Source organism: Paenarthrobacter sp. A20 (assembly GCF_024168825.1).
Lineage (GTDB): Bacteria > Actinomycetota > Actinomycetes > Actinomycetales > Micrococcaceae > Arthrobacter.
This window is the reverse complement of sequence record NZ_JALJWH010000001.1, coordinates 2,075,372-2,091,357: the sequence shown is the minus strand read 5'-3', so window position 1 is coordinate 2,091,357 and position 15,986 is coordinate 2,075,372. Positions and strand designations below refer to the sequence as shown.

Annotated in this window: 14 protein-coding genes; 1 reads left to right on the top strand and 13 read right to left on the bottom strand. The window is 63.2% G+C overall.

Going from position 1 to position 15,986, the window contains the following annotated elements:
- Positions 1–8: 8 nt before the first annotated feature.
- The 11 genes from J3D46_RS09970 to J3D46_RS09920 form a co-directional block, all read right to left on the bottom strand.
- Entirely contained in the window at positions 9–881 is an 873-nt protein-coding gene (locus J3D46_RS09970) for a sugar phosphate isomerase/epimerase family protein (RefSeq protein WP_231343416.1), read from the bottom strand.
- A 10-nt stretch (positions 882–891) separates the two neighbouring features.
- Positions 892–1,905, bottom strand: coding sequence for a Gfo/Idh/MocA family protein (locus J3D46_RS09965; RefSeq protein ID WP_231343419.1), 1,014 nt, complete (start codon positions 1,903–1,905; stop codon positions 892–894).
- A 50-nt stretch (positions 1,906–1,955) separates the two neighbouring features.
- Positions 1,956–2,873: a sugar phosphate isomerase/epimerase gene (locus tag J3D46_RS09960; RefSeq protein ID WP_231343421.1), complete on the bottom strand. Its 918-nt coding sequence runs from the start codon at positions 2,871–2,873 to the stop codon at positions 1,956–1,958.
- A 27-nt stretch (positions 2,874–2,900) separates the two neighbouring features.
- Entirely contained in the window at positions 2,901–4,412 is a 1,512-nt protein-coding gene (locus J3D46_RS09955) for a CoA-acylating methylmalonate-semialdehyde dehydrogenase (protein ID WP_253466720.1), read from the bottom strand.
- A 30-nt stretch (positions 4,413–4,442) separates the two neighbouring features.
- On the bottom strand, positions 4,443–6,389 hold the full coding sequence (iolD, locus tag J3D46_RS09950) for a 3D-(3,5/4)-trihydroxycyclohexane-1,2-dione acylhydrolase (decyclizing) (RefSeq protein ID WP_231339566.1): 1,947 nt from the start codon (positions 6,387–6,389) through the stop codon (positions 4,443–4,445).
- Positions 6,390–6,395: 6 nt separating this feature from the next.
- Positions 6,396–7,370 carry a deoxyribose-phosphate aldolase gene (locus J3D46_RS09945; RefSeq protein ID WP_231339567.1) on the bottom strand — a complete coding sequence of 325 codons (975 nt, stop codon included), beginning with the start codon at positions 7,368–7,370 and terminating at the stop codon, positions 6,396–6,398.
- Complete coding sequence (iolC, locus tag J3D46_RS09940; RefSeq protein WP_231339568.1) at positions 7,367–8,386, bottom strand: 5-dehydro-2-deoxygluconokinase; 1,020 nt, start codon at positions 8,384–8,386, stop codon at positions 7,367–7,369. Before iolC ends, J3D46_RS09945 begins: the two co-directional genes overlap by 4 nt.
- Before the next feature lie 160 nt (positions 8,387–8,546).
- Complete coding sequence (locus J3D46_RS09935) at positions 8,547–8,951, bottom strand: tautomerase family protein (RefSeq protein WP_231339569.1); 405 nt, start codon at positions 8,949–8,951, stop codon at positions 8,547–8,549.
- Positions 8,952–9,164: 213 nt separating this feature from the next.
- The gene (sucD, locus tag J3D46_RS09930; protein WP_253466716.1) at positions 9,165–10,067 is read right to left on the bottom strand and encodes a succinate--CoA ligase subunit alpha; all 903 of its coding nucleotides are present in this window, start codon (positions 10,065–10,067) and stop codon (positions 9,165–9,167) included.
- 12 nt (positions 10,068–10,079) lie between these two features.
- Positions 10,080–11,249, bottom strand: coding sequence for an ADP-forming succinate--CoA ligase subunit beta (gene sucC / locus J3D46_RS09925; RefSeq protein WP_089593935.1), 1,170 nt, complete (start codon positions 11,247–11,249; stop codon positions 10,080–10,082).
- A gap of 276 nt (positions 11,250–11,525) precedes the next feature.
- Complete coding sequence (locus tag J3D46_RS09920) at positions 11,526–12,215, bottom strand: hypothetical protein (protein WP_253466713.1); 690 nt, start codon at positions 12,213–12,215, stop codon at positions 11,526–11,528.
- Positions 12,216–12,271: 56 nt separating this feature from the next.
- Between J3D46_RS09920 and J3D46_RS09915 the strand changes: the two genes are divergently transcribed.
- Positions 12,272–12,529 (top strand): hypothetical protein, encoded by a 258-nt coding sequence (locus J3D46_RS09915; protein WP_253466710.1) that lies wholly within the window; start codon positions 12,272–12,274, stop codon positions 12,527–12,529.
- Positions 12,530–12,684: 155 nt separating this feature from the next.
- Here the strand turns inward: J3D46_RS09915 and pcrA are convergent, their stop codons facing one another.
- Positions 12,685–15,228 carry a DNA helicase PcrA gene (gene pcrA / locus J3D46_RS09910; RefSeq protein WP_253466707.1) on the bottom strand — a complete coding sequence of 848 codons (2,544 nt, stop codon included), beginning with the start codon at positions 15,226–15,228 and terminating at the stop codon, positions 12,685–12,687.
- Between the two features lie 78 nt (positions 15,229–15,306).
- The gene (locus J3D46_RS09905; protein WP_253466704.1) at positions 15,307–15,960 is read right to left on the bottom strand and encodes a response regulator transcription factor; all 654 of its coding nucleotides are present in this window, start codon (positions 15,958–15,960) and stop codon (positions 15,307–15,309) included.
- Between the last annotated feature and the right edge of the window lie 26 nt (positions 15,961–15,986).

Below are 15,986 nucleotides of genomic sequence, written 5' to 3'. Positions count from 1 at the left end.
ACCGGTCCTTAGCGGGCCCGGGCAACGTGGTCCACCATCGTTTTGAGTTGGTAGCGGGACACGTCTTCCGCATTGTCATCTTCGGCGAACACTGAGGACACCATCACGGTGTTCTCTTTATCCAGGAACCCGATCTCTTTGAGCCCACCAAAGAACTCGTCCCAGTTCACGTCGCCGTCACCGATCTTCAGGTGCTGGTGGACGCGGACAGCATTGCCGGGCGGGTTGGTGATGTACCTCAGGCCGTGGGAAGCGTGATGGTTCATGGTGTCCGAGACGTGGACCAAGCGCAGCTTGTCTCCAGCGGCGCGCATGATCTCCAGCGGCTTGTTGCCCATGTGGAACGTGTGCGAGGCAACGTAGACCAGGCCGATGTTCGGCGAGTTGATGCCGCGAATGACGCGCAGGGCGGCCAAGCCGTCCTCCACAAAATCGTCCGGGTGCGGATCGATCAGGACGTCCATACCTTCCCGTTCGATGATTGGCAGCAGTTCTTCCATGGAGCGGTAAAATGCGCGCTCGGACTCCTCTGCTTTCTCCGGGCGGCCGCTGAACTCCGTGTTCATGGTTTGGACGCCCAAGTCCACGGCGATCTGGATGGCACGCTTCCAATAGCGGACGGCAGCTTCGCGGGCGTCCTCGTCCGGACCGGACCAGCGCAGCACAGGCAAGACGGAAGCGATGTCGACGCCGGCGTCCTTACACGCTGCCTTCAGCTTCCCCACCAGATCGTCATCGGCCTTGGGGTGGTTGTAGAACGGGATGAGGTCCGCGTGCGGAGTCATCTGGAGGTACTTGTAGCCGAGGTCGGCCGCAACGCGTGGGAATTCCAACAGGCTGTGGCTGTGGTGGAACGGAGTGGGGTCCAGTGCGATTTTCATGGTCAATCCCCTACTTGTAGAGATCCGGCTTGGTGTTCAGCTGAACCTTGACTTTCTCGCCGGACTTCTGGGCCTCGATGCCGGCCTCGCAGCACGCGGCGGTTGCATAACCGTCCCAGGCGGTGGGACCGCCGATGTCACCGCGGAGGGCGGCGTCCACCCAAGCCTGCACCTCGACGTCGTACGCCGCTCCAAAACGCTCCTCAAAGCCGGGGGTGACGTTGCCGCCCCACTTACCGGAGGACTGGACGTACGGGCCACTGTCGCCGCCGATGCTCACAATGCCGTCCTCAAAGGACGCCTGCGTGGCAACCTGGTAGCCGAACTTGGCATTCACGTAAATTTCGACGTCGGCCAGGACACCGGACTCGGTTTCCAGCAGCACGTGCTGGGGGTCGTGCTGGCCGTTCGGCGCGTTGCGCGTTGCCTTGCCCAGACGGACCTGCACGGAGGTGATTTCCTCACCGGTGAAGTAGCGGATCGCGTCGAACTCGTGAACCACGGAGTCATTGATCAGCATCTCGTTGGTGAAGCCCTCAGGGGTGGTCGGATTGCGGTGCTGGTGGTGCAACATCAACAGCTCCCCCAAATCGCTGTTGCGGATGATCGCACCCAACGCCGAGTACTCGGCATCGAAGCGGCGCATGAAGCCCACCTGAATGCGCTTGTGCCCGAGCGCCTGCTCAGCCTGGACCACCTTCCATGCGCTGTGGGCATCCGGCGTCAGCGGCTTCTCGCACAGGATCGGGAAGTCCTTCTCCAAGGCCTTGTAAAGAATCTCCTCGTGGAGAAATCCCGGGGTAGCAATCAGCACGGCGTTGACGTCGCCGTTGTTGAGTGCCTCGTCGGCACTGGCCAGCGCCACGGCGCCATCAATGCCTTCGATGGCAACCTGTGCGCGTGCAAGGTCGACGTCGACGACGGCGGCCACTTCAGCGCCGTGGATGCGGGTACTGAGGCGCTTGATGTGATCCGCACCCATGCGGCCTGCGCCGATAACGGCAACGCGGAGAGTCTTTGTCACTGTATCTGTCCTTCGTGGGGTTCTTGGCTGGAACGGCGTTACTGGCCGTATTACTGGACGCGGGTGCGGGATCCGCAGGAAAGCAGGTAATTGCGGGTGCGCTTGGCGATGGGCATCGGCACATCGAACGCTACCGGGTACATGTCCTGCTCCACGATGCCGAAGATCGGCCGGTTGAGCGCTTCCACAGCTTCAATGACGGCACGCAGGTCCGGGAGGCCGTTCGGCGGCTCAGTCATGACGCCGGCCAGGTTGGCAGCTGCCCAGGTCATGTTCTTCTCATTGACCTCGGCCAGGATCCCAGGGTTAATCTGCTTGAGGTGCAGGTAGCCGATGCGGTCCGGGTAGTTCTTGATGAGTTCCAGGCTGGAAGCTCCGCAGTATTCAGCATGTCCCGTGTCCAGGCAGAGGTTCAGGTACTGCGGATCGGTCGCCGCCAGCAGGGTCTCGATGTCCTTCTGCGCACCGACGTGCGAGTCGGCGTGGGAGTGGAACTGCTGGTGCAGGCCGAAGTCCTCCAGCAGGACTCTGCCCATGCGATTGTGGCCGGCGAAGAGGTCGGCCCACTGCCCGCCCGTGAGTTCACCGTTTTCCACGGCTTCGCCCGTGACATCGTCACGCCACATCGCGGGGATCACGACGATGTGTTCGCCGCCCATGGCTGCTGTCAGTTCGGCTACCTTGCGCGCCGGTTCCCACGCTTCGTCATACTGCTTGGCGCCGCGGTGGAAGGCCGTGAAGACCGTTCCTGCGGTGACCTGGAGGTCACGCTGCTTGAGTTCTTCTGCCAGGCGGGTGGGGTCGTTCGGCAGGTAGCCGTACGGACCCAGTTCAATCCATTTGTAGCCGGACTCTGCAACCTCGTCCAGGAACCGTTCCCACGGTGTCTGCTGCGGGTCGTCGGCAAACCATACGCCCCAGGAGTCGGGGGCGGTGCCGATGATCAGCTTGTTCTCGACATCAGTCATGACAGCGTTGTCTTTCTGCTGGGGCTGCTAGTTGGAGGGGAAGTTGTAGGAGGCGCCGGAGGCGTGGGTGGGTTCGGGCCAGCGTGAGGTGATGACTTTGCCGCGGGTGTAGAAGGAGACGCCTTCGGGGCCGTAGATGTGCTTGTCGCCGAAGAGGGAGTTCTTCCAACCGCCGAAGGAGTGGTAGGCCACGGGGACGGGCAGCGGCACATTGATGCCCACCATGCCCACCGTCACGGAGCGCTGAAACTTCCGTGCTGCGGCGCCGTTGGAGGTAAAGATCGCCGTGCCGTTACCGTACGGGTTGGAGTTGATCAGGGCGACGCCTTCCTCCAGATCCGCCACACGGACCACGACCAGGACCGGTCCGAAGATTTCCTCGGCGTAGGCCGTCATTTCGGCCGTGACGTGATCGATCACGGTAGGCCCAACCCAGAAACCATCTTCATGACCGGGGACTACCAGGTCGCGGCCGTCCACCACCATCGCCGCTCCGGCGGTTTCGGCTTCGGTGACGATCCGGAGGATGCGTTCCTTGGAGGCCGGGGTAATGACCGGGCCCATGTCGGCGTCGGGTTCGGTGCCATTGGCGACCTTGATGGCCAGGGCGCGTTCCTCGACCTTCTTCACGATCAGATCCGCAGCGTCCCCCACAGCCACGGCGACGGAGATGGCCATGCAGCGCTCCCCGGCGGAACCGAAAGCAGCAGCAGCGAGGTGGTCGGCGGCGTTGTCCAGGTCCGCGTCGGGCATCACGATGGCATGGTTCTTCGCCCCGCCCAAGGCCTGAACCCTTTTGCCGTGCTTGGTGGCGGTCTCGTGGACATACTGGGCGATCGGAGTGGACCCAACAAACGAGATGCCGTCCACGTCCGGGTGGGTCAGCAACCCATCGACCGTTTCCTTGCCGCCGTGCAGGACCTGGAACACGCCATCGGGCAGGCCGGCCCGCTTCCACAGCTGGGCCAGCAGCATCGGGGCGGACGGGTCGCGCTCCGAAGGCTTGAGGATGAACGCGTTGCCGGTGGCGATGGCCATCGGGGCCATCCACAACGGCACCATGACCGGGAAGTTGAACGGCGTGATACCAGCCACCACGCCCAGGGGTTCGCGGAAGGAGAAGACGTCAATGCCGGTGGAGACCTGGTCGGAGTAGTCGCCCTTGAGCAGCTGCGGGATGCCACAGGCGAACTCGATGACCTCCAGGCCACGGCCGATCTCACCCTTCGCGTCCGAAAGGACCTTGCCGTGCTCGGCGGTGATCAGCTCGGCGAGTTCGTCCACGTGCGCTGCGACGAGTTCACGGAACTTGAACAACACCGCGGTGCGCTTGGCCAGGGAAATATCGCCCCAGGAATCAGCTGCTGCGCGGGCCGCCGCGACAGTTGCGTTCAGGTCTGCCTCGTTGGCCAGGCGCAGCTCTGCCGAAACCCGCCCCGTCGCCGGGTTGTACACCGGTTGCGTACGGTCCCCCTCGCCCGTGGTCTCAGTGCCGTTAATGAAGTGGTGAATGGTGGCCAGTGTGGTCGTCGTCGTCATTGTGCGGACTTCCTTTTAGTCTTTGGGATTTCAGCCGAGCAGCTTGCGCTGGCGGTTCTTGTGGTCGGTGTACGTCTTGTAGGCCTGCTGGGTGGATTCGAGGTCTGAAACCTGCGAGACGGGAACGTCCCACCAGGACTCCGAGCTCGGGGCGTCCAACAGAGGATCGGACTCGACGTGAATGACAATCGGCCCACTCTCCGGGGCTGCCTTGGCTTCCTTGATGGCAGCGCCGAGTGCCTCGATGACGTTCTCCCCCGGTTCGATCCGGATGACCTTGGCGCCCAGGGATTCTGCATTGGTGGCGAGGTCGATGGGCAGGTTCTCACCGGCGTCGAAGCTGTGCTGTTCCTTGTCCAGGACGCGGTACTGCGTGCCGAAGCGCTGCGAGCCAAGGGACTCGGACAGCGAACCGATGGAGGCGTATCCGTGGTTCTGGATCAGGACCACGATCAGTTTGATGCGTTCGGCGACGGCGGTGACCAGTTCGGTGTGCATCATCAGGTAGGAGCCGTCTCCCACCATGACCACCACATCCCTGTCCGGGCCACCGGCGGCGGCTTCGGCCAGAGCGGCACGCTTGACGCCCAGGCCGCCGGGGATTTCGTAGCCCATGCAGGAGTACGCGTACTCCACGTGGTAGCCGAACGGGTCACGGACGCGCCACATCTTATGCAGGTCACCAGGCAGTGAACCTGCAGCGCAGATGACAACGTCGTGGTCATCCATGGCCTTGTTGGTGGCCCCGATGATTTCGTTCTGGGCCGGAAGCGGCGTGTAGCGGGTCTCGAAGGCCTCGTCCACAATTCCGTTCCAGCGCTTCTTCTCCGCTGCGACCTTCTGTTCCAAATCGCCGCCGACCCGGTAACCGCCCAAAGCCTGGTTCAATTTCACCAGTGCCTTGCGGGCATCAGCAACAATCGGCAGCGTGGAGCCGTGCTTGTATGCATCAATCGCGGCGACGTTGATGTTCACGAACTTCACGTCCGGGTTCTGGAACGCCGTCCGGGATGCGGTGGTGAAGTCCTCGTAGCGCGTGCCGATCCCGATGATGAGATCCGCTTCGGCAGCAATGGCGTTAGCCGCCGTCGTGCCGGTTGAACCAATGGCACCGAGGGAGAACTTATGGTCCCACGGCAGGACGCCGACGCCTGCCTGGGTGTTGCCCACCGGAATGCCGGTCACTTCAGCAAACTTCGCGAGTTCGTCGTTGGCATACGCGTAAAGGACGCCGCCGCCGGCGATGATCAGCGGGCGCTTGGCGGCGCGGATGGCCGCGACTGCGCGGCGAATGTCGTCATCCTCGGCCTCAGGACGGCGGATCCGCCATTCACGCTCGGCCAGGAACTCTTCCGGGACGTCGAAGGCCTCAGCCTGGACATCCTGCGGCAGCGAAATGGTCACCGCGCCGGTCTCGGCAGGGTCCGTCAGGACACGCAGTCCGTGGTGGAACGCGGAGAACAACTGCTCCGGACGGGAGACCCTGTCGAAGAACTTGGACAACGGACGGAAAGCATCATTGACCGTGATGTCGTAGGCGTAGGGCAACTCCAACTGCTGGAGCACAGGATCTGCGGCGCGGGTGGCGAACGTGTCACTGGGCAGCAGCAGCACCGGCAGGCGGTTGGTGGTGGCCAGGGCGGCACCGGTCAGCAAGTTGGAGGACCCCGGGCCGATAGAGGTGCTGATCGCGAACGTCTGGCGGCGACGCGTGTGCCGCGCGTAACCAACAGCCTGATGTACCTGCGCCTGCTCATTCCGGCCTTGGTAGTACGGCATGATCGACGGGTCCGCGGCTTGGTACTGCTTCAGGGCCTGCCCCACGCCGGCAACGTTGCCGTGCCCGAAAATACCAAACGTCCCCGGAATCAGGCGCTCACGGTAGTCGACGCCGTTGATCGCATCGACGGTGTACTGCTTGGATAGAAACTCGACCACGGCCTGCGCCACAGTCATCCGACGGGTTGCTGTTCCCATGGGTCTTTACTCCGATACTTTCACGGGGATGCGGTCTGACGCTGAGTGCTCTGAAACGCCCTGTTCAACGATTGCCGGCGCGGACGCCGTGTTGTTCAGCAGCGAGGCGGCCGTAGCAACGGCACCTGCCACGTCGTCGTCGTGCGGGTAAAGCAGCGTCCGCCCAACCGTGAGGCCGCGAACGCCCGGAAGCGCAAGAGCTGCCTGCCAGCTGGCGAATACTTCATCCTGGGTGCCGCTGGGGTCGCCGCCCAAGAGCACGGTAGGCAAAGTAGTGGAGGCCATAACGCGTTCCATCTCGTCCACTACCGGCAGTTTCATCCACGTGTAGGCGCTGGTGGAGCCAAGGCCCTCGGCGATACCGACGGATTTGATGACGGCGTCCGCACGGAGGTCGTTGCGGACCTTGCCGTGGGAATCGCGAACGGAGAGGAACGGCTCCACCATAGCGATGAGCTTGCGGGCAGCAAGCGAATCGATCGCCTTGGCAGTCGCTTCGAGCGTGGCCACCGTGTCCGGGTCACCAAGGCAGATGCGGGTGAGCATCTTGCCGCCATCGGCGCCAAGGGCCTCCAACGCAGCCGCCGTGTGTCCGGTGAACCGGTCGTCGAATTCGTTGACCAGACCGGCCAGCCCTCCGCGGTTCATGGAACCGAAGACAAGTTTTCCTTCCAGGGCGCCCAGGAGCAGGAGGTCGTCCATGATGTCCGGCGAAGCCAGGATGCCGTCCACTGCCGGGTTGGCCAAGGCGATCTGCAGGCGGTCCAGGAGGTCGCGGCGATCAGCCATGGCCATCGGCTGCGTACCCACGGAGAGGGCGCCGCGGGCAGGGTGGTCGGCAGCGACGATGAAATTCTGGACGCCGTGCTTCAGGCCGGGATGTTTGCGGCGGGTGGCCGCAGCGCGGGCAACAGCCTCGGGGTCCTCAAGCCTGATCCGGCTCAAGTGCTCGTAACGGCGGGGATCATCGTTGAGGCTCAACGCACTGCTCCTTCTGGAATGGTGGCGGAGGCTGCAAGTGTGGCACCGGGGATGGGCCGACCGCGTTCCGCGAGCAGCGAGGTGACCTCCTCCGGCGTCGGCATCGCGTCCGCGCACGACAGGCGGGAGGCTACGATCGCTCCGGAAGCGTTGGCGTAATCCAGGACCTCTGACAGAGGCCAGCCGGACAGCAGGCCGTGGCAGAACGCGCCACCGAAGGAGTCACCGGCGCCCAGGCCGTTGACGGTTTCCACCGGAACCGGTGCGGAGACGACGCGTTCGGTGCGGGTCTTGGCCATGACACCTTCGGGCCCGAGTTTCACGACGGCGATTTCGACGCCGGCGGCCAGCAGGCGATCCGCTTGTTCGTCGGGAGTTCCCTCGCCAACCGCTACGGCGCATTCCTTGTCGTTGCCGATGGCGACAGTCACGTGCGGGAGGACTTTGGCGACCTCGGCGCGGGCTTCCTCTTCCGAGGCCCAGAACATCGGGCGGTAGTCCAGGTCCAGGATGGTGAACTGGCCATCCTTCAAGCCCGTGCGCGGACGGGCCTCGTGCGCCGCGATGTGAGCGCTTCGGCTCGGCTCCTGGCAGAGGCCGGTGACGGTGGACCAGAAGATCCCGGTGTTCCTGATGGCTTCCAGGTCCAGTTCCTCTGCCTTGATCTGCAGGTCCGGGGCTGTCGGGAAGCGGCCATAAAAGTAGAGTGGGAAGTCTTCCGGTGGCTTGATGGCGCAGAAGGTCACAGCCGTGGGGTACTCCTTGACCGGGGAGACGAAGGTGTCGTCCACGTTGAACTTGTGGAGCTCCCGGTGGAGGTAGTTGCCGAAGGCGTCGTCGCCGGTGCGGGTTATGACTCCGGTGCGGCGGCCGTGGCGTGCCGCAGCAACGGCCACATTGGAGGGTGAGCCTCCGAGGTATTTGCCGAAGGACGTAACATCCTCCAGGTCAACTCCGATGTCATTCGGGTAGATATCAACGCTGATGCGCCCGATCGTGAGTAGTTCGTGGGTCACGGTGATCGTTGACCTTTCTCTTGTGAACTCTGAACCTTGAGCGCTGGGCCCCAATGCCTTGCCACCCCTGAGTGAGCGAGGCCACATGACTACTTTGCCTCAGATTTCATGTCCTGTCAAAGGTTTGTACTGACATATTTACAACATGACACCCGGAGGGTTACTTGCGCGGAACGGCCAATTCTCCCGTGACATACTGGCTCCGCCCGAAGCCGAAAGACCAGTCCCCGGGCGAGTTCTCCACATAGCCCACAAAGACGTCCTCTCCGACGATGCCAAGCTCGGCCAGGCCGCTCGCGATCGCTTCGAAAAGCGAGCTCTTGGCCATTTGGCTGCGGCCGCCTTGGGTAAAGATCTGGATCATCACAACGCCGGACGTGCGCTCAAAACCCAGCCCTGCATCCTGCGCCACAATCTGGCCCTGCGGATGCTCCGTGAGGATATGGAAGTAGTCCCGCTCGGGAATCCCATACTCGGCGAGGATTGCATCGTGGATTGCGCGGCTCAGCCCCGCCAGCTCTTCCGGCGAACGGCCCTGGTTGACGTCGATTCGAACAAGTGGCATGCTCAGCCCCCTCTGTAGTTTGTCCTTACATACTAACAAACTATTGCTACAGGAGTGCAACAAAAGGCCCCTCCGGATCTCCCGGGTGGGCCTTGGACTTTTCATGGACGTACGCGTCAGCTACGTCCGCTTAAAGTACGACGACGGCCCGGTACCTTCCGTGGGGAAGGCGCCGGGCCGTCGTCGTACTTCTTGTGCCTTGCGGCCGAAAACCTAGAGCGTTGCGAAAACTTCGCGCAGCAGCTTGGCGGTCTCGGACGGCGTCTTGCCGACCTTCACGCCAGCGGCTTCGAGGGCTTCCTTCTTGGCCTGGGCCGTGCCCGCGGAGCCGGAAACGATGGCGCCTGCGTGGCCCATGGTCTTGCCCTCGGGAGCGGTGAAGCCGGCAACATAGCCGACAACCGGCTTGGTGACGTTGGCCTTGATGAAGTCGGCTGCGCGCTCTTCAGCGTCGCCACCGATTTCGCCGATCATGACGATCGCCTTGGTCTCGGGGTCAGCTTCGAACGCAGCCAGGGCGTCGATGTGCGTGGTGCCGATGACGGGGTCGCCACCGATGCCGATCGCGGTGGAGAAGCCGAGGTCGCGGAGTTCGTACATCATCTGGTAGGTCAAGGTACCGGACTTGGACACCAGGCCGATGGGGCCCTTGCCCGTGATGTTCGCCGGGGTGATGCCAACCAGCGCTTCGCCCGGGGTGATGATGCCGGGGCAGTTCGGCCCGATGATGCGGGTGACCTGCTTGCCGTCAGCGTCCACCTTGGACTGGGCGAGTGCCCAGAATTCGGCGGAGTCCTGGACCGGAACGCCTTCGGTGATGACGACTACGAGGCCGATGCCGGCTTCGATGGCTTCAACAACGGCGTCCTTGGTGAATGCCGGCGGGACGAAGACGATGGAGACGTCTGCGCCGGTTTCAGCGATGGCTTCCTTGACGGTGCCGAAGACGTTGATTTCCTTGTCGCCGTGCAGGACCGTGGTGCCGGCCTTGCGGGCGTTGACGCCACCAACAATGTTGGTGCCGGCCTTGAGCATCAGGGCGGTGTGCTTGGTGCCCTCGCCGCCGGTGATGCCCTGAACGATGACCTTGGAGTCTTTGTTGAGGTAGATAGACATTGTCGCGTCCCTTTACTTAGCTGCGTTGGCGAGCTCGGCGGCCTTGTCGGCGCCCTCGTCCATGGTGGCGGCCAGGGTAACCAGCGGGTGGTTGGCCTCGGTCAGGATGCGGCGGCCTTCCTCAACGTTGTTGCCGTCGAGGCGAACGACCAGCGGCTTGTTCGCGGAGGAACCAAGCTCAGCAAGTGCACCCACGATGCCCTTTGCCACGGCGTCACACGCGGTGATGCCACCGAAAACGTTCACGAAGACGCTCTTGACCTGGGAGTCGCCCAGGATAACGTCCAGGCCGTTGGCCATGACCTCGGCGGAAGCTCCACCGCCGATGTCCAGGAAGTTGGCGGGCTTGACGTTGCCGTGGTTCTCACCGGCGTAAGCGACGACGTCGAGGGTGGACATCACAAGACCGGCGCCGTTGCCGATGATGCCTACTTCGCCGTCCAGCTTGACGTAGTTGAGGTCCTGCGCCTTGGCCTTGGCCTCCAGCGGGTCAGCTGCATCCTTGTCTTCCAGCGTGGCGTGGTGCACGTGGCGGAAGTCAGCGTTCTCGTCCAGGGAAACCTTGCCATCGAGGGCAACGATCTCGCCTGCGCCGGTGCGAACCAGCGGGTTGACCTCAACAAGGGTGGCGTCTTCCTTCTTGAAGACATCCCAGAGCTTCAGAATGACGTCGGCCACTTTGCCGCGCAGTTCTTCAGCGAAACCTGCAGCTGCGACGATCTCGTCAGCCTTTGCCTGGTCGATTCCCACAGCGGGGTCGATGGCGATCTTGGCCAGGGCCTCGGGACGCTCGACAGCAAGCTGTTCGATCTCCATGCCGCCCTCAACCGAGCACATGGCCAGGTAGTTGCGGTTGGCGCGGTCCAGGAGGACCGAGAAGTAGAACTCTTCGGCGATGTCCGCGCCCTGGGCGATCATCACCTTGTTGACGGTGTGGCCCTTGATGTCCATGCCCAGGATGTTGGTGGAGTGCTCAAGCGCCTCTTCGGCGGTCTTGGCAACCTTGACGCCGCCAGCCTTGCCGCGGCCACCAACCTTAACCTGTGCCTTGACGACAGTTACGCCGCCGATCTTCTCGGCAGCTGCCTTTGCTTCTTCAGGAGTGTGCGCCACGATGCCGGCGAGCACGGGTACACCGTGCGCTTCGAACATATCGCGCGCCTGATATTCAAACAGGTCCACGGTTTAGTGTCCTTCTACGTCGAAGTAGTTTTCTGTTCAGCCGGGAACCGCGATGACCGCGATAGCCAGCTGCGGAAAGTACGCGGTAAACAACCAGGATTGAAGCCGGTCACATTGCGTAAGGTCCTCTCGGAACTTTAGCCCTTTGAGGAGTCCCGCCAGCTACACACTACCTGTTAAGTGAGTAACCTTACACTTCTATCGGCTGTAGAAAAACCGCAGAATGACGCGGTTTTTGGACCTTTCAACGGCTGCCCGTCGTCTGTCCGCCGGCGATCAGGACGCTTGTTTCAGCGTCCCGCTGACCGTTTTGCCGCCGTCGGAAATCAACTGGTAGCCCTCGGACGTCACGAAGAAAGCGACGCCACCGGAGACGTTTCCGCAGGCAACACCGCCGTTGTACGCCGAACACCGCAGGCCGTTGCGCTCGATGTTCTGCCCATCCGCCAACTCCCGCAACTTGGAGATCGGACCGTTTCGGCTGCCTTTGGGCCCAAACTCCGACTCCATTTGTGTTACGCCGGAACGACACGAGCCATAGACAGCCGCGTCCGGGGACAGCAGCACTGTCCCGCCGAGGTAGCCGAGGCCCGTTCCGGCGCAGTCGTCGGCAATGTCAGCCAGCTCCGGTTTGGCATACTTGGCCAGTTCGCAGTGCGCCACCGGGATGACCGCAAACTTGTTGTTGGCGGCGTCCGAGTATGAATTGGCCTCGTAGGGCAGGTTGAGGTGGCCACCCCGTGAGGATGTCATGGCGCACACAATGTTCCGGTCCGCCGTGACGAAAGCGGTGACATCTTCACCGGCAGACAGGCTGCTCTGCTCCGTGACGGGAACCTGTTCCAGTTGCTCCAGCGGCGCCAAAGGAGCCGGAGGAACATAGTCCGGATCCTCGGTGGCGAAGGAGCAGCCCGTGGCCAACACCAAGAGCACGGCAGCAAGAATCCCCAGAACAGTCCGTCGCATGCCACCAATTATGCCGGTAACCTCACGCCGGACTGCCTCGGCGGCGCCGGAGGCTGTTGAAGACCATCAGCGCGGCGCCCGCGGCCAGCAGGCCCGCGGCAGCCCACAGAGTGGTGTGCAGCCTTTCGGACTCCAGGCCGGTCGCCGCAAGTTCAGCGCAGGTAAGTTCAGTGCCCGACGCCGGGACCACTGCTCCTGCCGGAGTCACCGCCGCCGGAGGTGCTGGAACTGCCGAAGCAGGCGGCGGGTTCTCCGCGGGTGGCCGGGCGGCCAGGACCGTCACCGTTGTCCAGAAAATGCGCTGCTTCAGCTGATCAGAGTCGCGGACCCACACAGCAATGCTGAAACTGCCAACACGGGTTGCGGCGATGGGGCAGCAAACAGACGTCGGCCCCAGTGCAACGCCCGGCCAGTCTAGGCCGGGAAGGGGGTCAGGACAACAGGTACGGAGGCCAGCTGCCGGCGAAGGTCATGCATCAAGCTTGGTCAGCGGCGCGTAACGCAACAGCAGGCGCTTCTCCCCGACGTCGAACTTCACCTTGGCCACTGTCTTGTCCCCCGCGCCTTCAACGCCCAGGACCACGCCGTTACCGAAGCTCGTGTGGTTGACCTTGTCCCCCACCACCACGGAAATGACTTCCTTCTGGGGCTGCACCCTGTTGCGTGCGACGGCGGCAGGAACGTCGGCGTCGAACCCCGCAGTGGGGCTGGCGGCAGCACCGCGCGAGGTGCCCGCTCCCCAGAACGAACCGCCATAGCGGTTGGAACCGATGGGGGCGCTGCCCCAACCGCCTGCTTGGCGGCTCATGCCTTCGCGCTTCCACTCCACCAGTTCGGAAGGGATTTCTTCGAGGAACTGGCTGGCGGGGTTGTACTGGCTCTGGCCCCACATGCTGCGGACTTCGGATCGCGTGACGTAGAGCCGCTTGCGGGCGCGGGTGAGGCCAACGTAGGCGAGCCTGCGTTCTTCCGCGAGTTCCTTGGGATCGGTGGCCGAGCGCTGGTGCGGGAAGATCCCGTGCTCCATGCCGGTCAGGAAGACCACCGGGAACTCCAGGCCCTTGGCGGTGTGCAGGGTCATGAGCGTGACCACACCCATGCGCTTGGCCTCTGCAACCGCGGCGTCGATGTCAGCGCCGGGTGCATCCGGAATCTGGTCGGCGTCCGCCACCAGGGAAACCTGCTCCAGGAACTCCCCCAGGGAACCTTCCGGGTTGTCGCGTTCGTACTCGCGGACTACGGCCACCAGTTCGGCGAGGTTTTCCACACGGGACTCGTCCTGCGGATCCGTGCTGGCGCGCAGCCCGGCAAGGTAGCCGGTTTGCTCCAGGACGGCCTCCAGGGCCGCAGCGGCACCGGAACCGGACGCTACCTCGGAGAGGTCATCCATCAGCTTCACGAAGCCCAGGACCAGGTTGACGGAGCGGCTGGCCATTCCGGGCGCTTGATCCGCACGGCGGGCGGCGGCCATGAAGGAGGACCGCTCACGTTCAGCCAGGGCAGCAACGGCGCCTTCGGCCCGATCACCGATCCCGCGCTTTGGTTCGTTGAGGATACGGCGCAGGTTGACGTCGTCGTCAGGGTTCACCAGGACGCGCAGGTAGGCGAGGGCGTCCTTGATCTCCTTGCGCTCATAGAAGCGGGTTCCACCAACAACTTTGTAGGGCAAGCCGACCCGGACCAGCACGTCTTCGATGGAGCGCGACTGGGCATTGGTGCGGTAGAAGATGGCGACGTCGCCCGGACGCAGGCTTTCCTCGTCCTGCAGCCGGTCTATTTCCTTGGCGATGAACTGCGCTTCGTCGTGCTCGTTCTCACCGACGTAGCCAACGATCTTTTCGCCATCACCTTCAGCGGTCCACAGGCGCTTTTCCTGGCGGTTCGGGTTGCGTGAGATCACCGAGTTGGCGGCGCTGAGAATGTTCTGCGTGGAGCGGTAGTTCTGTTCGAGCTTGATGGTGCGGGCATTGGGGTAGTCGGCCTCGAATTCGACGATGTTGCGGATGTCCGCACCCCGGAAGGCATAAATGGACTGGTCCGAGTCGCCCACCACGGTGAGTTCGCTGGGTTGGACGCTGGTATCGGTCCCCAGGCCCACGATTTCCCTGACCAAGGCGTACTGGGCGTGGTTGGTGTCCTGGTATTCGTCCACCAGGACATGGCGGAAACGGCGTCGATAGGACTCTGCGAGCGCCGGGAAAGCCCGGAACATGTAGACGGTCTCGGCGATGAGGTCATCGAAATCCATGGCATTGGCTTGGCGAAGGCGCTGCGTGTAGCCCTTGAAGACCTCGGCCACGGCGGTTTCGAAGGGGTCGTTGTAATTCGCGGAGGACGCATAGGAGTCGGCGTCGACGAGTTCGTTCTTGAGGGCAGAGATCTTGTGCTGGATGGCCTTGGGTGCGAACTTCTTTGGATCAAGGTCCAGGTTCTTGGCCACAAGGGTGATCAGGCGCAGTGAGTCCGCGGAGTCGTAGATGGAGAAATTCGAGTTCAGCCCGACAGTGGTGGCTTCCCTGCGCAGGATGCGGACACAGGAGGAGTGGAACGTGGAGATCCACATGCTCTTGGCGCGGCCGCCCACCAGGGCTTCGATGCGTTCCCGCATTTCCGCCGCCGCCTTGTTGGTGAAGGTGATGGCCAGGATTTCCCCGTGGTGGGCACGCTTGGTGGCGATGAGGTAGGCGATCCTGTTACTGAGGACGCGGGTCTTGCCTGACCCGGCACCTGCCACGATCAACAAAGGGCTGCCGGCGTGTTTGACTGCCTCTTCCTGCTGCGGGTTCAGACCTTGGAGGAGTGCCTCAGCAGTTGGCAGACCGGAGCCGCTTTGGTTGCCCCATCCACCTGAAGCTGGTCCTTGAGGAGCGTCCGATGACCCGCTGTTTCCCGGCTGGAGGCGGGCGCCGGCCGCACCGCCGCCTGAGTGGGAAAGCTCCGGGGCAGCCTTGACTGCGGCTTTGGTGCCTGCTTTGAAGGGTCCGTCTGCGTAGGGGTCAAACAACATATCCATGGTGCCTACCAGTCTAGGCGGTGGCTCCGACACTATAAGGCGGGCACTCCACGGCGGCCGGATCGAAGGCCATGGAGGTCACTGTTTTGGGTCCTCCAGCAGCCAGCCGTCCGAGACCAATCGCTCCCTGAGTGCCAGCCGGGTCAACGGTTCGGAACCGTCCTGGAATTTTCGCCGCACCGCCGCCAGGTGCTTCTTCACCCCATCGATGGAAATTCCGAGGACATGCGCGGTCTCTGCAAGGGTGCCGGCAACGCCGCCCAGATACACGGAAACCACTTGATGCTCCCGCGCCGATAGTTGAGGCCCGGCCTGCTCGGCTTGCAGGGCAGCTGCGACTTCCTCCGTAATATATGAGATTCCCTGTGCCGCCTGGCGGAGCGCGGTTTCCACCACGCCGGCGGGCGCCGTCTTGGGGATGTAGGCCAGTGCGCCTGCAGCGATGGCCTGGCGCATCACGGCGGGGTCCACCACTGAACTGCAGACCACCACCTGTGGTCCGGTGGAGACGATTGCCTGGATTTTGGCGCGAAGCGGCACTTGGTCGCCGAGCAGTACGTCCAGGACCACGACGTCGGACAACCCCCGCAGGTTCGCGGCCGCTTCGGCCCACGAGCCGTACCGGCCCACCACCCGAATCCCGGGGGCATTGGCCTGGAGCCATTGAGCCAACCCTTCGAGAAGGACGGCGTGGTCTTCCACGATGTCGACTTCAATGGCGGGTCGGGACACCGGGTATCGCAACAACGCGCCCCTCC